At 68.4% G+C, this 19,646-nt stretch carries 17 protein-coding genes; 10 read left to right on the forward strand and 7 right to left on the reverse strand.

Annotation, left to right across the window (positions count from 1 at the left end; genetic code table 11):
• The first annotated feature begins 47 nt into the window (after positions 1–47).
• Together OG417_RS54425 and OG417_RS25425 are read left to right on the forward strand one after the other, a co-directional pair.
• Positions 48–257: an IS66 family transposase gene (locus OG417_RS54425; protein ID WP_442875762.1), complete on the forward strand. Its 210-nt coding sequence runs from the start codon at positions 48–50 to the stop codon at positions 255–257.
• A 195-nt stretch (positions 258–452) separates the two neighbouring features.
• Positions 453–1,133 (forward strand): hypothetical protein, encoded by a 681-nt coding sequence (locus tag OG417_RS25425; RefSeq protein ID WP_329260980.1) that lies wholly within the window; start codon positions 453–455, stop codon positions 1,131–1,133.
• 201 nt (positions 1,134–1,334) lie between these two features.
• On the opposite strand, the gene OG417_RS25430 is transcribed toward OG417_RS25425, so the two are convergent.
• The 3 genes from OG417_RS25430 to OG417_RS25440 are packed head-to-tail and all read right to left on the reverse strand — an operon-like array spanning position 1,335 to position 5,361.
• Entirely contained in the window at positions 1,335–1,586 is a 252-nt protein-coding gene (locus OG417_RS25430; RefSeq protein ID WP_329260983.1) for a DUF1876 domain-containing protein, read from the reverse strand.
• Positions 1,583–3,991: a phosphoenolpyruvate synthase gene (gene ppsA / locus OG417_RS25435; protein ID WP_329260986.1), complete on the reverse strand. Its 2,409-nt coding sequence runs from the start codon at positions 3,989–3,991 to the stop codon at positions 1,583–1,585. Before ppsA ends, OG417_RS25430 begins: the two co-directional genes overlap by 4 nt.
• A 38-nt stretch (positions 3,992–4,029) precedes the next feature.
• Positions 4,030–5,361, reverse strand: coding sequence for a phosphoribosyltransferase (locus OG417_RS25440; protein ID WP_329260988.1), 1,332 nt, complete (start codon positions 5,359–5,361; stop codon positions 4,030–4,032).
• Positions 5,362–5,835: 474 nt separating this feature from the next.
• Between OG417_RS25440 and OG417_RS25445 the strand changes: the two genes are divergently transcribed.
• From OG417_RS25445 to OG417_RS25455, 3 genes are all read left to right on the forward strand, one after another.
• The gene (locus OG417_RS25445) at positions 5,836–6,774 is read left to right on the forward strand and encodes a ribose-phosphate diphosphokinase (RefSeq protein WP_329260991.1); all 939 of its coding nucleotides are present in this window, start codon (positions 5,836–5,838) and stop codon (positions 6,772–6,774) included.
• A 59-nt stretch (positions 6,775–6,833) separates the two neighbouring features.
• Positions 6,834–7,259, forward strand: a complete 426-nt coding sequence (locus tag OG417_RS25450; RefSeq protein WP_329260994.1) for an archease — start codon at positions 6,834–6,836, stop codon at positions 7,257–7,259.
• A 127-nt stretch (positions 7,260–7,386) separates the two neighbouring features.
• Positions 7,387–8,688, forward strand: coding sequence for a phosphoribosyltransferase family protein (locus OG417_RS25455; protein WP_329260997.1), 1,302 nt, complete (start codon positions 7,387–7,389; stop codon positions 8,686–8,688).
• Here the strand turns inward: OG417_RS25455 and OG417_RS25460 are convergent.
• Positions 8,657–9,742 carry a universal stress protein gene (locus tag OG417_RS25460; RefSeq protein WP_329261000.1) on the reverse strand — a complete coding sequence of 362 codons (1,086 nt, stop codon included), beginning with the start codon at positions 9,740–9,742 and terminating at the stop codon, positions 8,657–8,659. The genes OG417_RS25455 and OG417_RS25460 overlap by 32 nt on opposite strands.
• Between OG417_RS25460 and OG417_RS25465 the strand changes: the two genes are divergently transcribed.
• The 4 genes from OG417_RS25465 (at position 9,737) to OG417_RS25480 (ending at position 15,063) form a co-directional block, all read left to right on the forward strand.
• Entirely contained in the window at positions 9,737–10,141 is a 405-nt protein-coding gene (locus OG417_RS25465) for a CBS domain-containing protein (protein WP_329262572.1), read from the forward strand. The two genes, OG417_RS25460 and OG417_RS25465, sit on opposite strands and share 6 nt — an antisense overlap.
• Positions 10,142–10,254: 113 nt before the next feature.
• A complete protein-coding gene (locus OG417_RS25470) occupies positions 10,255–10,941 on the forward strand; it encodes a CBS domain-containing protein (RefSeq protein WP_329261003.1) in 687 nt (228 codons plus the stop codon).
• A gap of 42 nt (positions 10,942–10,983) precedes the next feature.
• Positions 10,984–12,942: an ATP-dependent zinc metalloprotease FtsH gene (ftsH, locus tag OG417_RS25475; RefSeq protein WP_329261006.1), complete on the forward strand. Its 1,959-nt coding sequence runs from the start codon at positions 10,984–10,986 to the stop codon at positions 12,940–12,942.
• A 24-nt stretch (positions 12,943–12,966) separates the two neighbouring features.
• A complete protein-coding gene (locus OG417_RS25480) occupies positions 12,967–15,063 on the forward strand; it encodes an adenosylcobalamin-dependent ribonucleoside-diphosphate reductase (protein ID WP_329261009.1) in 2,097 nt (698 codons plus the stop codon).
• Positions 15,064–15,076: 13 nt separating this feature from the next.
• Here OG417_RS25480 and OG417_RS25485 read toward each other — a convergent pair whose 3' ends face one another.
• Complete coding sequence (locus tag OG417_RS25485; RefSeq protein WP_329261012.1) at positions 15,077–16,552, reverse strand: bifunctional aminoglycoside phosphotransferase/ATP-binding protein; 1,476 nt, start codon at positions 16,550–16,552, stop codon at positions 15,077–15,079.
• A gap of 350 nt (positions 16,553–16,902) precedes the next feature.
• Between OG417_RS25485 and OG417_RS25490 the strand changes: the two genes are divergently transcribed.
• Positions 16,903–17,616 carry an HAD family hydrolase gene (locus tag OG417_RS25490; RefSeq protein WP_329261015.1) on the forward strand — a complete coding sequence of 238 codons (714 nt, stop codon included), beginning with the start codon at positions 16,903–16,905 and terminating at the stop codon, positions 17,614–17,616.
• A gap of 15 nt (positions 17,617–17,631) precedes the next feature.
• Here the strand turns inward: OG417_RS25490 and OG417_RS25495 are convergent, their stop codons facing one another.
• A complete protein-coding gene (locus OG417_RS25495) occupies positions 17,632–18,753 on the reverse strand; it encodes a 4Fe-4S dicluster domain-containing protein (RefSeq protein WP_329261018.1) in 1,122 nt (373 codons plus the stop codon).
• An 11-nt stretch (positions 18,754–18,764) separates the two neighbouring features.
• Positions 18,765–19,625, reverse strand: coding sequence for a universal stress protein (locus OG417_RS25500; RefSeq protein ID WP_329261020.1), 861 nt, complete (start codon positions 19,623–19,625; stop codon positions 18,765–18,767).
• Positions 19,626–19,646: the final 21 nt, after the last annotated feature.

The raw sequence follows: 19,646 nt of genomic DNA on the forward strand, positions 1-19,646 counted from the left end.
CCAGGCCGGCGACGCTCTCGTCGCGATGCAGCACCACCGACTGGACGATCACGGCCGACAACAACGGATCCGAACGCGACATCCGCATGATCAAGCTGCGGCAGAAAGTGTCCGGGTGCCTACGCACCCTCACCGGCGCCCAACAGTTCTGCGCGATCCGAAGCTACCTGTCCACCGCAGCGAAACACGGCATACACTTCTTCGAAGCCCTCGTCATGCTTACCGAGGGACAGCCTTGGACACCCAACACCGCGTAGTCGCGGCTCCATCGACCACGACCCGCCCGGTCGAGTTGGAGTTGCCGTTCGCCACATGGAGCTGTGACCAAAAGTCACTTCGCCGTCTATTCGAAGATCCGCCACGCCCATTACCTAAGCCAGTTGACAAGGTACTAGCCTTCTTGAGGCCGTCAAACAGTCGTTGCCAATACTGATCTCGTTTGGACCGACACTATGAGTTCGACATCCACGGAAACCTCATTCCTTGTCACCGAGGTAAGGGATCACGCCTACCGGGACGGGCTGCTCGTCAGTGGGAAGACGCTCGCCGGCAAGGTTCAGCCGGGAATGGTGCTGCGCGACGAGGCACGAGCGCAGACACGGGTGATACAGCTGGAGTTTCTTTCACCCCGGGACGTGCGGCTGGGCGAAGTGACGTTCCTGGTGGAACGCACCACACCGAGCCCGGCACGGCCCGACTTCGTCCTCACCGAAGTGCCGGCCAACGCACTCGATCTCCGGACCTGGGGACTGAGCGCCGACCCGAAGAAGCGCCTCTGGGCGGCCAGCAACTGGCGGACGCCCGCGGAGCTGCTCGCTCAGCTTGCAGAGGACGCGGACCGCGGTGTCCAGGCATGGGCGCTACGGAACCCGAGCACGCCACCGGAGAAGCTGGTGCAGGCGGCCGGCAACCGAAATCTCCGCGACCATGTGGCCGGTAATCGGAGTACGCCAGGCGATGTCCTGGCCCAGCTGGCCAACGATGACACCGTCATGGTCCGCGCGCACGTGGCGGACAACCAGTCAACGCCAGCTCAGGCGCTTGAACGTTTGGTTCAGGATCCCAACCCCCTGGTCAGCGAGAGAGCGCTGACGACGCTCGATCAGAGGCGCCAGGAACTGAAGGATGAGTGACCTTCCGTAGCACCTCAGGCGGCGCCGGAACGACGCCGTGTGCTGGTGACCTGAGATACCCGCTGTGGTACCTGACCAGTTACGATCAGTGAAGCCGACCTGTCTCGCCATCTTTCCGGGCAGGCCGTCGGTCATTTCGTCGAGGAGGTCTGCGCGAGCGGTTGACAGGGTCAGAAAACCGAGGCGCTGCCCCTCAAACGCTCAGTGGCCTGCGACGGATTCGGCGATGTCGGCGTTGGCGAGTTGCACGAGCCGATGTCCCAGATCGATGAGCGCCCGGCCCGCGGCCAGCTCGTCGCCGATCTCCGGTACGGCACGGTCCCGTGGGTTCCGCCGGGCATGGCCGCTTCCCTCGATCATCATGCCGTTCATCGTGGTGAGCGTGGCACGCACATGAGTGTTCTTGCCGTCCTCACCGATGTTGATCTGCACACTCCATTGTTTGGTCTTCATGGCATTTCATCTCCGTTCTCAGCGCGCTCGCGTTCGGCGGCGGCGACGTTCTGTTTGACGGTGAGGAAACTGTCCGGGGTGACTGAGATGGAGTCGATGCCTGCCTGAACGAGGAGGCGGGCGAAGTCGGGGTCGTCGCTGGGCCGTTGCCCGCACAGTCCGACCTTGCGGCGCCGGCCGTGGGCCGTGGCAATGAGGTGCTCGATGCTGCGGGTGACGGCCGGGTTCCGTTCGTCGAACAGCTGGGCCAGGGCGGTGGAATCGCGGTCGACACCGAGGGTGAGCTGGGTCAGGTCGTTACTTCCGATGGAGAAGCCGTCGAAGCGTTCGGCGAACAGATCGGCCAGGATGATGTTCGCGGGGATCTCGGCCATGACGTAGACCTCCAGGCCATCCTGGCCTCGCGTCAGACCGTGTGCGCTCATCGTCTGGAGCACCTGGTCGGCCTCGTCGAGAGTACGGCAGAAGGGGATCATGACGATCACATTCCGCAGCCCCATGTCCTCGCGGACGCGTCGGATGGCGCGGCATTCCAGGGCGAACCCGTCGCGGTAGCCGTCGCTGTAGTAGCGGCTGGCGCCGCGCCAGCCGATCATCGGGTTGTCTTCCGTCGGCTCATAGGCCTCGCCACCGACGAGCCGTGCGTACTCGTTGGTCTTGAAGTCGCTCATCCGGACGATCATCGAATCGGGCCACCGGGAGGCGGCGATGCGGGCGACGCCCTGGGCGAGGCGTTCGACGAAGTACTCGGGCTTGTCGTCATAGCCGCGGGTCAGTTCCGCGATCCTCCTCCGGACCGTTTCGTCGGTCCGGGCGAAGTGGATCAGGGCCATCGGGTGGATCTTGACGTGGTTGTTGACGACGAACTCGATGCGGGCCAGGCCCACGCCGTCGGCGGGCAGGCGCCACCAGCGGAAGGCCGCCGCCGGGTTCGCCAGGTTGAGCATCACCCGGGTACGCGTGTCTGGGACGTCGGCCAGGTCGAGCTCACGCTCTTCGTAGTCGAGAATGCCGGCGTAGACGATGCCCGTGTCGCCTTCGGCGCAGGAGACGGTGACCTGCTGCCCGTCGGTGAGCGTGCCGGTGGCGTTCGTGGTGCCGACGATGGCGGGGACGCCGAGTTCGCGGCTGACGATGGCGGCGTGCGAGGTGCGGCCGCCATGGTCGGTGACGATGGCGGCGGCCCGCTTCATGATGGGCTCCCAGTCGGGGTCGGTTATCTCGGTGACCAGCACGGCACCAGGAGTGAACCGGTCGATCTCGGCCGCGCTACGCAGGACGCATACCGATCCGGTGGCGATGGCGTCGCCGATCGCGAGCCCGCTCGTGAGCGGCTCGCCGCCGGCGCGCAGCCGGTAGGAGCGCAACAGGGCGGCCTCGCGGCGTACCTGAACCGTCTCGGGCCGGGCCTGGACGAGGAACAGCTCGCCGGTGCGTCCGTCTTTGGCCCACTCCATGTCCATGGCCACGCCGTAGTGGCTCTCGACGGCGGCGGCCCACCGGGCGAGGGTCAGGATCTCCTCGTCATCGAGCACGTGCGTGACACGTTCGGCATGGTCGGTGTCGACCATCCGTGTGCGTTCACCCGACGAGCCGTCAACATAGATGATCTTGCATTGCTTGCGTCCGCAGGTCCGGGACAGGATCGGGCGTCGGCCGGGCGCGTCCAGCAACGGCTTGAAGACCAGATACTCGTCCGGATCGACCATCCCGCCGACGACCGTCTCACCCAACCCCCACGAGGCATTGATCAACACCGTGCGCGGGAATCCGGTCTCGGTGTCGATCGAGAACATCACCCCCGCGCCGGCCAGGTCGGAGCGGACCATCTGCTGGACGCCGACGGACAGTGCCACCTTCAGGTGATCGAAGCCGAGGTCCTCGCGATAGTGGATGGCCCGATCGGTGAACAGGGAGGCATAACAGCGCTTGCAGGCAGCGAGTAGGTCCTGTTCTCCGTAAACGTTGAGGAAGCTTTCCTGCTGCCCGGCGAAGCTGGCCTCGGGCAGGTCCTCGGCGGTCGCGCTGCTGCGTACCGCGACGTCGGGATCGGTACGGCCGAGCGCCGCGCCGAGCCTGCGGTATGCACTGGTGACGGCTCGAACGATATCGGTGGGAAGGTCGGCCGCGAGGATCGCCCGCCGGATGGTCCGGCCCACCTCGGTCAGCTCCACGCCGTGGTGCAACCGGCCGACCTGCTCGGCGATGACCTCGCGCAGGCCGCCCATCGACAAAAACTCCTGGTAGGCGTCCGCGGTCGTGGCGAATCCGCAGGGGACTCGAACACCGGCCTTTCCCAGATTATTGATCAGCTCGCCCAGCGATGCGTTTTTGCCGCCGACCATGCCGACGTCCCCCCGGCCGAGGTCGGGGAACCAGATCACGAGATCGTCCGTACGCGTCACGATCGTCTCCCTCCCGCGACAGGCCCGCTGGTCACTGGTCATAGGTCAGGGCGGCTCGCCGGCTGCGGGGCGCGAGCGAGATGGTCGACGAACCATTCGCGCGCGAGGTCGGCGACCGCATCGAGGGTTCCGGGCTCCTCGAACAGGTGAGTGGCGCCCGGTACGACGGCGAGCCGGTTCTCGCACCGCAGTTGCGCCTGGGCCCAGCGGTTCAGCTCGAGTACCACCTCGTCGTGGCCACCGACGATGAGCAGGGTCGGGGCGCTTACCTCGGCCAGGCGAGGAGCGGCCAGGTCGGGACGGCCGCCGCGGGAGACAACGGCGGCGACACCGGCGTCCGGCCCGGCGGCAGCCCACAGCGCCGCACCGGCACCGGTGCTCGCCCCGAAAAGGCCGACAGGCAGTCCCTGAACCTCCGGCAGGGCGTGGAGCCACGCGGTCGTGTCGACCAGGCGTCGGGCCAGCAACTCGATATCGAAGACGTTGGCCCGGTCGACCTCTTCCTCGACGGTGAGCAGGTCGAACAACAGTGTGCCGAGCCCCGCCCGGTTCAACGCCGTGGCGACGAAGTGGTTGCGGGGGCTGTAGCGGCTGCTGCCGCTGCCATGGGCGAACAGGACGAACCCACGTGGACCTTCCGGGACGGTCAGGCACCCGGCCAGCCGTACCGGCCCGGCTTGCACATCGATCTCCTCATTCCGCGGCAGGACCGTGCCCACGCCGGTGGGCTGCCCGGACAGAGCGGCGGCCTGGCGAAGGCAGTCGACGACCTCTTGGTCGGAGGTCTGGGAGAAGTCGGCGTACCACTGCCCGATCGCCACGAACGGCGTCGGCGTCTCCAGGCAGACCAGCTCATCGGGATCGCGTCCCAGCCGCTCGGTCCAGTCCGGCGGGGCCACCGGGACCGCGAGCACCACACGCGCCGCTCCATGGGCGCGTGCGACCTGGCAGGCCGCCCGTGCCGTGGACCCGGTGGCGATCCCGTCATCGACCACGACCACCGTTCGCCCTCTCAGCGGTATCCGGACCCGGCCCCCGCGGAAGCGCTCGGCGCGGCGCTGCAGCTCGGCACGTTCGCGCGCCTCGACGGCGGCGAGCTCGTCGGCGGAGACATGCGCCATGCGCACGATCTCCTCGTCGATGACGCGCACGTCATCCTCACCGATCGCGCCCATTCCCAGCTCCGGCTGGAACGGCACGCCCAGCTTGCGCACCACGATGACATCCAGCGGCGCGCCAAGCGTCCGTGCCACCTCGAACGCCACCGGAACACCGCCGCGCGGAAGGCCGAGCACGACCGTGTCCTCGCCCCGCAGATACCCCAGGCGGGCGCCCAGCAGCCGTCCCGCATCCACGCGATCAACGAACATCAATGACCCTCCCACCTTCACGTTTCGTCGGCGAAGACCGGAGTGGCCAGGGCCGATGGTCCTCCGTGGGGGTGTCCCTCCGCCCCGGACGCCCGTGTGAGGGTCGATGGGAGAGCCCGTACGACGGTCGTCGAGATGCCATGGTCCCCGCTGATCGAGGACGTTGGTCCCTGGGACGGCGGGCGACCGCGGGGAAGAGTGAGGTTGAGCCTGCGAGACGAACGGGGGAGCTCAACCACAAACCTCTGGCGAAGGAGAAATCCGACAAAGGAGGTCTGCGGAAGGGCTGAGAGGCCGAACGGGCACCATGCCTGAACGGCGACCCCCACGACCTGAACCGGATAATGCCGGCGGAGGGAGTTCGCCTCGCAGGTCTTCGCGTGCCGACGGAGACGTAGCAGCCGAGGACACGGCGAGCCCGGCGGGCGAATCCGATGACGGAATTGAGTTCGCCGCGGCGGTGAGGGGCGGGGGATGACTGCTCGGATCGTGCCAGGGACCGCGAATCGTCCGCTCGCGGGTGGCGTGGCGGCGGCACTCGGCACTGAGGTGGTGCCGTGTGAGGTGAAGCGGTTTCCCGATGGTGAGCTCCGGCCGATCGTCGGCGATGTGCGCGGTGAGGATGTCTATGTCGTGCAGCCGACGGGACCTGCCGTCAACGAGCACCTGGTCGAGCTGCTGCTGTTGCTGGATGCCTGCCGTCGAGGCGGCGCCGGTCGGGTCACCGCGGTCGTCCCGTACTTCGGCTACGCCCGGCAGGACCGGCGTGGCCGAGCCGGCGAGGCGGTCGGTGGCCGTGTGATGGCCGACGTGCTGGCAACGGCGGGGGCACAACGGCTGATCGTCGTGGACCCGCACACGGCGGCGCTGGAGGCGATGTGTGGTGTTCCCGCAGAGATGCTGACGGCCGTTCCCGTCTTGGCCGAGGCGCTCACCGCGATGGCGATCCCGGACGAGGCCATACTCGTGGCTCCCGATCTCGGCGCGGTCAAGCTCGCCGAACACTACGCCGCGTTGCTGCACCAGCCCGTCGCCGTGGTACGCAAGACCCGCCTCACCGGCACGGCCGTACAGGCCGATGAGATCATCGGCACGGTCGAGGGACGTCCCGCCGTGATCGTCGACGACATGATCAGCACAGGCGGAACGATCGAGGCGGCCATCCGTGTCCTCCTTGCCCACGGGGCCACCCCCGACATCGTTGTGGCCGCCACGCACGGCCTGCTGGTGGCGGATGCGGCCGATCGTCTGGGCTGCCTGCCGATTCGCCGCCTTATCGTCACCGACACCGTGATGCCGATCCCGGCACCGGACCTGTCGGTCCAGGTGCGACCGGTGGCGACACTGCTGGCCGAGGCGATCGGCCGTGCGCACCAGAACAAGCCGCTGGATGATCTGATGATGCGCACGTGACCCGTCGCGGCCATCCGGCCTCGTGCTCGCAGGGCCGCAGGAAGGAATAGGAGAACGCTGTGACGAGGGAGGAGTCCGCCGGTCACCGCATCGTGCCGCACACGGCCGATCTGCGGATCGAAGCCTGGGCTCCGACACGTGAACAGTGCATCGCCGAGGCCGTTTACGCGATGGTGGGTGCCTTCACCGACCTCACTTCGACCGTACCGGCCGTGCGCAGGGAGTTCGTCGTCCCGGCGGCACCAGCACAAGATCAGCTCGTCACCGTTCTAAATGAGCTGATCTACCGGATGGACACCGATGACGAGGTTCCCCGGGCCGTCGAGGTACGCCGTAAGGGCGCGGATCTGCAGGTGCTCCTGGCGATGGCAGACACCGCGCGGGTGACCGTCATCGGTGCGGCGCCCAAGGCCGTCACTCGTCGCCGATTGTCCTTCGGCCCCATCGACACGGGATGGCGCTGCATCGTGACACTCGACGCCTGAGCGCCGTTCAGCGGCACGGATGCGTTGCCGGCCAGGCTCGGGGACCTTTGGCTCTGCCGCCGGCCACGTCGATCAGGTTGCGTTGAAGGACGAGCTTGGGCGAGCGGAGCCCGGGGAGACGGGGCCGGTGGCGGTATTTCTTGACCGTGTCGATGCGGGTCGGCACCTCGCTGCGGTGATGCGGCACCTGGGCGCCGATGAACCGCTGGTTCTGGGCGTACCGCGTGGCGGTGTCATCGTGGCCGCCGAGGTATCGCGGGCGTTGGATGCTCCGCTGGATGTGCTCGTCGTGGGCAAGCTCAGTGTTCCCGGTCAGCCGGATCTCGTCATGGGCGCCATCGGCGAGGACCAGGTCACCGTCATCAACGACAATGTCGTACGGCTGGGCGGCGTGAGCTCGAAAGAACTCGCGACGGTGGTCTCGCGTGCCCGGGCGGAGCTGGGGGAGCGGGCGGGCCGGTTGCGTGCCGCCCGGCCGGGCATGACGCTGACCGGCCGGGCGGTCATCGTGGTCGATGACGGTATCGCGACGGGCGTGAGTGCCCGTACGGCGTGCCGCATCGCACGGGCGCGGGGCGCGCGCCGGGTCGTGCTGGCGGTACCGGTTGGTGCGGCCGACTCGGTGGCATGGCTGCGCCGCCAAGCTACGGAGATCGACGAGGTGATCTGTCTGGATGCCCCCGAGGACTTCAGCGCGGTCGCCGACAGCTACGCGGATTTCGCCGAAACGACCGATGACGACGTCATCGGCCTGCTGGAACGGCACGGATGCCACTACGGGGGCAGCGATACTGAAAGAGTCCTGGTCACGGCCGGCCGTGCGTGCCTGCCCGGGCGCCTTGCGATCCCATCCGATGCCGCCGGGATCGTCGTGTTCGCCGAAGACTTCGCCGGCACCCGGCTTTCGGCGCGCGGCGAGTTCATGGCCGATGCGCTGCATCGGGCACGGCTGGGCACACTGTGCGTCGACCTGCGCACTCCCGCCGAGGAGTTCTTCGGTCCCGACGTCGTCGACGTGCCGCTGCTGGCGCGGCGTTTGGGTGAGGCCACCGACTGGCTGCGGCGTGATCCGTTGATCCGTGAGCTTCCCGTCGGGTATCTCGGCAGGGGCTTCGGGGCCGCTGCGGCCCTGTCGGCCGCGGCGAGGCCGGTCGCCCCGGTCACGGCGGTGGTGTCCTCGGGCGGCCTGCCGCATCTGGCCGGCCGGCTCCTGTCCTCGGTGCGTGCCGCGATCCTGCTGATCGTGGGCGGCGGGGATCAGCGTACGCTCGACCTGAACCGTCAGGCGCAACAGGAGTTGACGTGTGAGAACCGGCTCGTCGTCATCCCCGGTGCCGCCCATCCGCTCGACGATCCCGCCGCGCTGCGATCGAGCGCTGATCTGGCACGCGAGTGGTTCACCGCCCATCTGATGACGCCGAGCCGCTGACGGCTCTGTTCTCCTCCGGCTCGTCGACGTGATGGCGGCCGTGCTCGCGGGCGATGAGCACCGGGCAGGCGACGTGATGGATGACGGCATATGCGGTGGTGCCCAATGCCAGGGTGTAGGTCCCGAAGCGTTCGCGTGCCCCGACCACCAGCAGTTCCGCTGTTCGAGACGCCTCGATCAGCGCGTGACGGGAGCTGTCGCACACGACCGACTCCACGACGCGCACGCCGGGATGGCACTCGCGCCATGGGACGAGCGTACGGGTCAAGGTCTTCTCCTCGTTCCGTTCGAGTTCGGCGAAGGTCATGGGAGTCAGCCCGCTCGGTCCGGCCGGCATGATCGGCCGCCAGGCGTGGATCACTCGCAGGCGTACGCCGCGGAGCTCGGCTTCGGCGAACGCGGCCCGCAGGGCCGCCTCACGACCGGCACCGACGACGATCTCGCGGTCGTCGATCGGTGGCCGCCATCCGGCATGGGCCAGGACCACCGGGCAGAGGGCGTGGCCGGCGACCTGCAGCGCGACCGACCCGGCCAGCAGGTCGCGGAAGCCGCCACGGCCGCGCTTTCCCAGCACGACCAGGCCCGCTTCGGCCGACCGTCGGATGAGTGTCTCGGCCGGGCCGCCCAGTACCACCTGGCTACGGACGTGCAGCTCGGGCGCGATCTTCTCGGCCCTGCGATGAGCATCCTCCACCGCATGGTGTGCTTCCTCCCAATCGAGGCCGCGACCGATGTCGTCGACCAGCGGGGCACCCGCGAACACGTGGAGCACACGCAGGCCGACGCCTCTCAAAGACGCCTCATGCGCCGCCCATCGCAACGCCGCGTTACCAGGCGCCGAACCGTCGACCCCGACCAAGATCGGACGTAGCGGCACACCACGCTGCCTGGCCCGCCATGGACCCGCCATGAACCCATCGTGGGCCGTCGGACGGTCCTCGACCAGGGACGTTGGCCCCGGTTTCGGCCCTCCCGACCCGAGCAGGGAACCAGGCAGAAAGAGGATCGGAGGAATTGGGGGATCGGTATGACCACGGCACGTGAGGTCATGCATTCCGGTTGTGAGTGCATGAACATCAACGAGAACCTCGCCACTGTAGCCCGGCGCATGGCGGAGCTGGACATCGGCGCGATGCCCGTGTGTGGGGACGACAACCGGTTGAAGGGCATGGTGACCGACCGCGACATCGTGGTGAAGGCGGTGGCGCAGGGCAAGGATCCCGCTCAGGTAAAGGCCGGCGACATCCTCGATGGAGGCACCGTTTGGTGGGTCGACCCGGGCACCGACGTCGAAGAGGTCCTGCACGAGATGGCCGAGCACAGGATCCGCCGCCTGCCCGTCCTGGAGAACGAGGAGCTGGTCGGGATCATCAGCCAGCCCGACCTCGCGGCCAAGCTACCTAAGGACAAGATCGGGGAACTCGTCGAGACCATCTCCGGTTCGTCGCACTGAGCCTGAGTACCTGCGGTACGACGCGAGTGAGAAGGCGCCCGGGACCTTTGGCATGCTGACCCGCCGTCGTACGGCCCTACTGGCCGTGTAGCGGATCCGCCGATGATCGGGTCATGGATCGTTCTCTCGTTCGGGACTACATGACGACGGACGTCGTGGTGTTGCGGCCGGATGACGGTTTCAAGGAGGTCGTCCGGGCGCTGGCCGATCGTGGCGTCAGCGGCGCTCCGGTCGTCAGTGAGACCGGTCGTGTCATGGGTGTCGTCTCCGAAGCAGACCTGTTGCACAAGGAGGCGTTCATGCCGGTCGCGGAAGAGCCTCGGCGGTACTTCGCGAGCCGCAGCAGCACACGTGCGGCGCAGGCGAGGTCGGCCGCGGACACCGCAGCCGACCTCATGCACACGCCCGCCATAACGGTGACGATGGACACTCCCATTACCAGGGCGGCACGCACCATGGCCGTGCAGGGCATCAAGCGGCTCCCCGTAGTAGGGGACGACGGCGCCCTGGTCGGAATCATCAGCCGCGCCGATGTCATGGGGGTCTTTCTCGCGCCGGATGAGGAACTCCGCCGTGAGGTCATCTCCGAGGTCGTCGAACGCAGCCTCTGGGAGGACCCAGAGCGGATCCGGGTGGAGGTCCGCGACGGGGTGGTCACCCTCAGCGGGCGGCTCGCGTCCAAGAGCCTCATTCCGCTCACCGTCGCGCTGACCCAGAGCATCGATGGTGTCGTCGACGTCATCGACGAGCTCTCCTACGAGAGAGACGACACGGTCTTCGACAGGCCAGGGCTGCGGTGATACTCATGCGGCCAGCGGGCTCGTCGTGCCGATGAGGCACCGATGATCACCCGTGTACGGCAGCCATTCTCGGGCAGGCACGAGACGCGGTCGGCCAAGCCCGGACCTCCGAACGAGCCGCCCAAGCCGACTCCGCCCTCGCCGCCGTCCTGGCGTCGCTGGCTACTGCCGATCGGCATCGCCATCACCTTGCTTCTGCTGATCGGCCGGGGGATGTCCGCCGGGCCACTGACCGCCTCACTGCCCTACAGCGACTTCGTCACCGACGTGAACGCGGGCAAGGTCGCCGCCATACGGATCAACGAGACCGGCGACGTCCACGGAACTCTCAAGGACGGCAAGGGCTTCGCCAGCCGGATCCCGACCGCGTTGAACAACACCCAACTCGAGGGCCGGCTACGCGCGAAAGGCGTGAAGATCACCGCGACGCACAGCGGCGATTCCGCCACGGCCTTCTTCTGGATGTTCCTTCCACTGCTGGTCATCATCGGCCTGTTCATGTGGAGCGGACAAGCGGCACAGCGTTCCATGGCGGGTGGAGCCGGCGGGTTCGGCCGGTCCAAGGCGAAGATCATCGAGGCGGAACGGCCCACGACCCGCTTTGCCGACGTGGCCGGCTATGAGGGCGTCAAGCGTGAGATCAGCGAGATCGTCGACTTCCTGCGCCACCCCGACCGGTACGCCGCCGCAGGCGCCAAACCACCCCGCGGTGTGATCATGGTCGGACCACCCGGGACCGGAAAGACCCTCATCGCGCGCGCGGTGGCCGGGGAGGCGGAGGTGCCCTTCCTCTCGGTGACCGGCTCGGCGTTCGTCGAGATGTTCGTCGGCGTCGGCGCCTCGCGCGTACGGGACCTGTTCGACAACGCACGCAAACGCGCTCCGTCGATCATCTTCATGGACGAGATCGACGCGATCGGCGGCAAACGCGGCGCCCGCCTCATCACCGGAGGCCACGACGAGCGGGAACAGACACTGAACCAGCTACTCGCCGAGATGGACGGGTTCGACCAGTCCAGCGGCATCGTCCTGCTGGCGGCCACCAACCGGCCCGAGACACTCGATCCCGCCCTCCTGCGGCCAGGCCGCTTCGACCGGCAGGTCATCATCCCGTTGCCGAACCAGGCCGAACGCGCCGCGATCCTCGCGGTACACGCCAAAAGCACCCATCTCGCCGAGGACGTCGACCTGGACCGCATCGCCCGCGGCACGCCGGGCTTCTCCGGCGCCGACCTGGCCAACCTCATCAACGAAGCCGCCATCAACGCCGTACGCGCCGGACGCACCGTCATCAACGCGGCCGACCTGGACGCCGCACGTGACCGCGTGCTGCTGGGCCGCCGCGAGACCTCCAACGCGCTGCTGCCCGAAGAGCGGCGTGCGGTAGCCGTACACGAATCCGGTCACGCCCTGCTCGCGGCCCTCTGCGAACACGCCGACCCCGTCGCCAAGGTCACCATCCTGCCCGCCGGCCTCACGCTCGGCGTCACCGAGCAGCTCCCCGAAGCCGAACGCCACCTGTACAGCGAGGGTTACCTCACCGACCTGCTCACCGTACGGCTCGGGGGACGGGCCGCGGAACTGATCGTGTTCGGCGAGGGATCGACCGGCGCCACCGACGACCTCGCCGGAGCCACCCAGGTCGCCGCACGCATGGTCCGCGAGTTCGGTCTGTCCTCCACCCTCGGCCCGGTGGGGTACGCCACCGGCAGCCCGCAGTACCTCGGCGCTCCCACCGAAGACGCCCTACCGCGCCCGTACTCCGAACAGACCCAACGGATCATCGACGAGGAGACCGCGCGTCTGCTCCGCCGCGCCGAGGAACGCGCCACCAAGCTGCTCCGCGACCATCGCCGCGCACTCGACCGGCTCACCGAACTTCTCGTCGAATACGAGACCGTCGCCGGCGACACCGTGCTCAGCGTCCTTCGCGACGAGGAGGACGGCGACATCGCGCTTCTTCGAAGATCGAATCCCTTGTCAGCCCGTTCACGCATGTGACGGACCGTGGGAGGAACGGGAACCATGAGAGGTCCTCCTCGCGAGGTTCGCAGGCGGGATGGGACGGTCATTCCCTTCGACCCTGGGCGCATACGGAGGGCGGTCGAGCACGCGGCCGCCGAGGCCGGGTGTAGCGATCCGCGCTTGACGGACGAGGTCACCGGACGTGCGGTGGCCGCGCTGGCCGAAGATTTCGGTGACCGGGTACCCGGTGTCGAGGACGTGCAGGACACGGTGGAGCGCGCGCTCATGGCGGCCGGCGCCGGCGACGTCGCACGCGCCTACATGCTCTACCGGACCCGGCGTACGGAGCTTCGCGAGTCCAAGCGAATGCTGGGGATGCGGGATGAACTCAAGCTCGGCCTCGAAGCCGCCGCCGTTCTCAAGGAGCGGTATCTGCGGCGCGACGAGACAGGGGCGCTGCGTGAGTCGACCGGGGAGATGATGGACCGGGTCGCCCGTCACGTGGCCGCTGCTGAAGAGGCGTTCCGGCCGGGCTCCTCATCGCGCTGGGCCGAAGCCTTCGCCGCGATGCTCCGCGCCTTGGAGTTCCTGCCGAACTCACCGACACTGATGAACGCCGGCACAGAGCTGGGGCTGCTGTCCGGGTGCTTCGTCCTGCCGGTCGAGGACTCGCTGGAGTCGATCTTCACGACGGTCAAGGACGCCGCGCTCATCCACCAGGCCGGCGGGGGAACCGGATTCGCCTTCTCGCACCTGCGTCCCGCAGGCGACATCGTGGGCAGCACCTACGGCTGCGCGAGCGGACCGGTGTCGTTCATGCGCGTCTTTGACACGGCCACTGAAGTGATTCGCCAGGGAGGCCGGCGACGAGGCGCCAACATGGCAGTGCTGGATGTTTCGCATCCGGATATCGCCGAGTTCGTCACGGCCAAGTCCGAGCCTGGCCGGTTCGAGAACTTCAACCTGTCCGTGGCGGCCGGCGATGCTTTCATGCGGGCCGTCGAGGCCGGTCAGTCCTGGACACTCGTCAACCCGCGCACCGGGCGGGCGGCGGCGGAGATCGACGCCGGCGGCCTGTTCGACCTTCTCGCCGCGCAGGCGTGGAGTTCCGGCGATCCGGGGCTGATGTTCCTTGATCGCGTCAACGAGGCGAACCCGGTGCCGTCGCTGGGCCGGATCGAGGCCACCAACCCGTGCGGTGAGGTGCCGCTGTTGCCGCATGAGTCCTGCAACCTCGGTTCGGTGAACCTTCCCCGGTTCGTCACCGGCGGTCGCCTCGACTGGGAACGGCTCACCGCGAGCGTGCGGCTTGCGGTCCGGTTCCTCGATGACGTCATCGAGGTCAATCGCTATCCGATCCCCGAACTCGACTACGCGGCGCGGCGAACGCGCAAGGTCGGCTTGGGCTTCATGGGGCTCGCCGAACTTCTGGCCGCGCTGCGGATCCCGTACGGCTCGGCGGACGCCGTCCGGCTGGCGGGCGATATCGCCCGCCGGATCACCGAGGCGGCCCGGCGCGCCTCCGCCGAACTCGCCACCGAACGCGGCGCCTTCCCCACGTTCGGCGAGAGCGCCTTTGCGAAAGACGGCATGCCACAACTGCGCAACGCGCAGTTGACCGCGGTCGCGCCGACCGGCACGATCTCGATCATCGCCGGAACCACGTCGGGCATCGAGCCGATGTTCGCCATCGCCTTCGTACGTGCGGTGCTCGGCCGGCACCTTCTTGAGATCAACCCGCTCTTCGAACGCACGGCCCGCCGACTCGGGTTCTGGTCCGAGCAGCTCATGACCGATATCGCGGGTACCGGAGTCATCCCGCAGGACGCACGCGTGCCCGCGGACGTGCGGCGCGCCTTCATCACCGCCACCGAGATCTCTCCGTCCGCCCACCTGGCGATGCAATCCGCCGTCCAGCGGCATATCGACGCCGGCGTGTCCAAGACGGTGAACCTTCCGGCATCGGCGTCCGTGGATGACGTGAAACGCATCTACCTTGAGGCCTGGCGTACGGGCGCGAAGGGCATCACCGTCTACCGCTACGGCAGTAAGCCGGGCCAGGTACTCACCTTTCTCGGCGAGCGGCGCAAGCAACCGCCCGTCCAGGTCAACGCTCCGTACGCCGGGGGCTGCATCGGGCACATCTGCGAATACTGAGCCTTCGAGGCGGTCAGTCGGGCGATATCTGTGGGCGGCGTTGCCAGACGTGGTCGGCGCCGGCCGGGCGGATGACCCGCAGGGCGCTCTCGACGGAGGACTCGATCGGCCCGGAGGTGTCGATCAGGGTGGCGTCCGGCCATGGATCCGCGATCTCGGCCATACGCGCGGCGATCGCCGCGTCGGCGTCCGAGACACCCGGGGCTCGCGTCCGCAGACGCTCCTCCGCGAGAGGAGTCTGGCAGTCCAGAGCGATCAGGTCGGCATTGTCGGAGAGCGCGGCGGCATCCACCCGGAACTGGGCGGAGGTCCAGGAGGCATCCAGGATGACCGATTCGCCGTAGGAAAGGAGCCTCGCGGCGCGCTTCAGCATCTCCGCGTAGGTACGCCGGTTCCAGAAGGCCGTGTAGATGCCGGCGCCGAACGCCGCCGCGGCGGAGATGTCGGGGGAGATGTCGGCGAGTTCCTTGCGGATCCGGTCGCTGTTGATGACGGTGAAGCCGAGCCGGTCGCCGAGAGCCTCGCTGAGCGCGGACTTGCCGGTGCCGGGCAGCCCGCCGACGAGGACGAGAGTGACCGCGCCGGCCTTCAGATGGCGGAGCGCGATCTCGGCGTAGTGTCCGGCCGCGGTGGCGGCGCCGGTCTCGCCCTGTCCCCAGCGCAGGCAGGCGACCTTGGCGCGGACGAACGCCCGGTAGGCGACGTAGTGGTGACGCAGGGACGGTGGGGACGGGTCGGCGGCGTATTCGGCGTACCAGGCGGCGAAGTGCTCGGCGAGCCCGGGGGCGCCCAGCCGCTCGAGGTCCATGCAGAGGAACGACGCGTCGTCGAGTCCGTCCAGCCAGCGTAGGTGGTCGTCGAAGTCCAGGCAGTCCAGGATCCGCGGCCCGTCGTCGAGGCAGAAGATGTCGTCGGCCATCAGGTCGCCGTGTCCGTCCACGACGCGTCCTTCGTGGATCCTGGCGTTGAACAGCGGCTCGCGTCCGTCGAGGAACCTCAGCGCGAGCCATTCGATCTCGGTGGCCTCCCCGGTGTCGATCGCGCGCCCGTGGAAGGGCCGGACCTGGTCGAAGCTGTCCGTCCAGCGCCCGCGTAGGGCATCGCGGGTGCCCTCGGCCGAGATGTGGTCTCCTCGCGGCGCGGCGGCGTGTGCGCCGGCGAGGAGGCGGGCGATCGCCCGGAGGGCGTCCGCCATCGGGACACCTGTCTCGACGAGGTGAGAGAGCCGGCGGTCGGCGGGCATCCGCCGCATCACGACGAGATGATCCATGGGCTCTCCGGAGGAGAGCGAGACGTCGGCGACGCCGAGGTAGACGTCGGGAGAGAACCGCCGGTTGAGCTCGATCTCGCGACGGCATGCCCGTTCTCGCCGGTCACGCGTGGAGAAGTCCAGGAAACCGAGGTTGACCGGTTTTTTCAGTTTGAAGGCCCGGTCACCGACGAAGAAGACCACGCCGGCATGCGTCTCCGCGACGTCTGCGGCTGTCATCGCCGTCGCCCCGGTTCGAGGCGGGTGTCCGCCGGCGGTGGTGCTACCGCTAAGCATGTTCCTCCAGGTGGCGATCGGCATGGCTTGTGGCCCGGTTCACGCTGTGAATTCCCACAATGGCTCCGCGACGGGGCACCGGCCAGGGCCTTCCGTCCTGTGTGTTCCGGCCCGAACGGCGCGGACCTGTGTGGATGGGGGGCGGGGCGTTCGGCTTGTCGCACCGGGACCGAAGCCCCTGTCCGGTCGGCTCCGTGAAGAGGGATGGTCGAGATGCATGGAGGGGGGATCGACCGATGCGGACCAGGACCGGCCAGTGTGTGCTCGGAGATCGGACTCAGAGCATCGAGTCGGTGATCTTCGGCGTGGATGCGATCATCGACGGCGAAAAAGCCGCGGCAGCGGCGTGGAAGTCGGTGTTCGATCCATTCCTACGTGGGCATGCGGCGGTGCACGAAACCACGTTCGTGCCGTTCGACGTGCGTGCGGACTATCTGCGGTACCTGCGGGGAAAGCCACGGCTGGAGGGCGTGCGTGACTTCCTGGCCGCCCGTGACATCGCTCTGCCTTACGACGATCTTCGCGGCCTGGCGATGAGCCAGCGGGAGTTCTTCCTCGGCGAGGTTCGCAGGCACGGCCTGGTGCCCTACACCTCCACGATCGCGCTGGTCCGCGAGCTTCGGCGCCGCGGTGTCCGTACAGCGGCGGTGTCGGTACATCGAGATGGCGCCGAAGTGCTCAGAAGGGCTGGAACCGCAGGCATGTTCGATGTGGTCATGGACGGTCTGGACGCGCCAGGTACGGCAGTGCCCGAACACCCGGACGTACACCTGTACCTGCAGGCGGCCCAACGGCTGAACACCCCACCCGCCAAGACGGCGGTCGTCGAGGAGTCGTCCGACGGCGTCGCCGCAGCATACGAGGGGGCTTTCCAGACCGTCATCGGCGTCGACCGCACGGGCGGTACCGCGGCTCTGGAGAAGCATGGTGCGAATCTCGTGATCAGCGATCTGTCGGAGTTGCACCTCACGGACACGCGCGTTCCAGCGCGGCAAGCCGTTTCCTAAGGCGGGTGAGCGCGCTCACTCGCTCTTTCCCTTCTGCTCCTCCCGCTCTTCGCGTAGGGCGGCGACCTCCTCGGTCAGGTCGATGCCGACGGGGCACCACACGATGCAGCGGCCACATCCGACACAGCCGGAGGAGCCGAACTGGTCGTGCCAGGTGCCCAGCTTGTGCGTCAGCCACTGGCGGTAGCGGCTCTTGCCCGAGGTGCGCACGCTGCCGCCGGGCAGGTGGGAGAAGTCCAGGTCGAAGCAGGAGTCCCAGCGCTGCCAGCGTTCGGCGTGCTCGCCGGTCAGGTCGGTGACGTCCTCGACGGTCGTGCAGAAGCAGGTCGGGCAGACCATCGTGCAGTTGCCGCAGGTCAGGCAGCGGGAGGCGACGTCGTCCCAGCGGGCCGCGTCCAGGCTGCCGGCCAGCAGGTCCCGCAGCCCCTCGGGCTCGGGCATCTGGCGTCCCATGCGGTCGGCGGCCGCGGCGACCTCGGCCAGTGCCCGCTCCGTCGTGGTCTCGTCCGCCTCTTCGTGGGGGATCCGCTCCAGCATCGCCGTGCCCGCGCTGGTACCGACCTCGACGAGGAACCGTCCTTCACCGATCACCTCGGTGAGCGCGAGATCATAGCCCGCGTCGGCGCGCGGGCCGGTGCCCATGGACGCGCAGAAGCAGGTCTCGCCGGGCTCGGTGCAGTTGACCGCGATGATGAACGCGCCCGTACGGCGCGCGCCGTACGCCTCGTCGGGGTGCGCGCCGCCGGTCATGACGTGGTCCAGCACACCGATCGCCCGCAGGTCGCAGGGGCGGACGCCGAGAAAGGCATACCGCGGCGGCGTGTCCTCGGCCTCCTGGATCGAGAAGCCGCCGTCTCCGGTGCGCCGGCCCTCCCACAGCTTCACCCGCGGCGGGTGCAGGAACGGTTTCCACGACTGGGGCCCCGCGGAGTGGGCGAACGCCGCGTCATCGTCGCGGCGGCGAGTCCGGTAACCGCCCGGCTCGAGTGTGACGCCCCAGCCGTAGGGGAGATCGTCAGCGGACGCGAGTTCGGCCAGGACGATCGCCCCGTCGCGATGGGTGGGGCCGATCACGGTGTAACCGTCGGCGCGCAGCGCACCGTGCAGATCGGCGAGCCCGTCCAGAATCCATGGCATGGCCACCCTCCTCATCCGTGGGGCCGTACGACCGCCACGGAACACGGCGCGCTGTGCAGCATGGCGCTGCTGACCGAGCCGAGACGCAGGCCCTCGACACCGCCCAGGCCGCGTCCGCCGACCACCAACAGCCCCGCGTCCTCGACCGCGTCCAGCAATGCCTCCCGTGGTGGCCCGGGAACCAGTGACGTGCGGGCGTCAACGTACGGATACTTCTCGCGCCAGGGCGCCACGGTCCGCTCCAGCGTGCAACCCGCCGTTCGGGAAAGTTCCTCCTGGTCGATGTACCCGTCCACGCCCGCGGACATGATCGCCTCAGGCTCCCAGTAGCCGTACACGGCCAGGAGCGGCCGACCGCGCAGGGCCGCCTCCTCGAATCCGAAGCCGACCGCGGCCTCAGAGGCGACGGATCCGTCGACGCCGACCACGATCGGACTCCCAGGGGCGACGGTCGGTCGTCGCACCACGATGACCGGGCAGTGAGCGTAGGACGGGAGCTGGACTGCCGATGAGCCGACGAGCTGCTCGGGGCATCCACTCGCTCCACGCGCACCGACGACGGCGAGCGCCGCGCCGTGTGACTGGTTCACCAGCACCTCTTCTGCCGAACCGACCACCAGGCGGTCCCGCGCGACGGTCCGGGGAGAGGCCTCCCGGGCGATTCGGACGCCGCGGTCCAGGACGTGCTGGGCCATCTTCCGGGCGGTGTCGAGTGCGACCGGTCCCGACGGCGGCACCGGGTAGGGCCAGTCCCAGGCATGGCAGATGAGCAACCGCATCCGGCGAAGCTCCGCCTCACGGACCGCCCAGCACAACGCGCGCTCGCTGCCCGGGGAACCGTCGAAGCCGACCATGACCTGGGAACCGTTCATCGGTTTCAGCATGGCTCGATG

Origin of the sequence: Actinoallomurus sp. NBC_01490 (genome assembly GCF_036227085.1) — a bacterium.
In the GTDB taxonomy this organism is placed as follows: Bacteria; Actinomycetota; Actinomycetes; order Streptosporangiales; family Streptosporangiaceae; genus Actinoallomurus; species Actinoallomurus oryzae.

Coding starts and splice junctions, on each gene's coding strand:
- OG417_RS25445 (WP_329260991.1), top strand. CDS start 5,836: ATGACTGCTCGGATCGTGCCAGGGACCGCGAATCGTCCGCTCGCGGGT.
- OG417_RS25485 (WP_329261012.1), bottom strand. CDS start 16,552: ATGACAGCCGCAGACGTCGCGGAGACGCATGCCGGCGTGGTCTTCTTC.
- OG417_RS25480 (WP_329261009.1), top strand. CDS start 12,967: ATGAGAGGTCCTCCTCGCGAGGTTCGCAGGCGGGATGGGACGGTCATT.
- OG417_RS25495 (WP_329261018.1), bottom strand. CDS start 18,753: ATGCCATGGATTCTGGACGGGCTCGCCGATCTGCACGGTGCGCTGCGC.
- OG417_RS25440 (WP_329260988.1), bottom strand. CDS start 5,361: ATGTTCGTTGATCGCGTGGATGCGGGACGGCTGCTGGGCGCCCGCCTG.
- OG417_RS25470 (WP_329261003.1), top strand. CDS start 10,255: ATGGATCGTTCTCTCGTTCGGGACTACATGACGACGGACGTCGTGGTG.
- OG417_RS25430 (WP_329260983.1), bottom strand. CDS start 1,586: ATGAAGACCAAACAATGGAGTGTGCAGATCAACATCGGTGAGGACGGC.
- ftsH (WP_329261006.1), top strand. CDS start 10,984: ATGATCACCCGTGTACGGCAGCCATTCTCGGGCAGGCACGAGACGCGG.
- OG417_RS25425 (WP_329260980.1), top strand. CDS start 453: ATGAGTTCGACATCCACGGAAACCTCATTCCTTGTCACCGAGGTAAGG.
- OG417_RS25500 (WP_329261020.1), bottom strand. CDS start 19,625: ATGAACGGTTCCCAGGTCATGGTCGGCTTCGACGGTTCCCCGGGCAGC.
- OG417_RS25460 (WP_329261000.1), bottom strand. CDS start 9,742: ATGCATGACCTCACGTGCCGTGGTCATACCGATCCCCCAATTCCTCCG.
- OG417_RS25465 (WP_329262572.1), top strand. CDS start 9,737: ATGCATTCCGGTTGTGAGTGCATGAACATCAACGAGAACCTCGCCACT.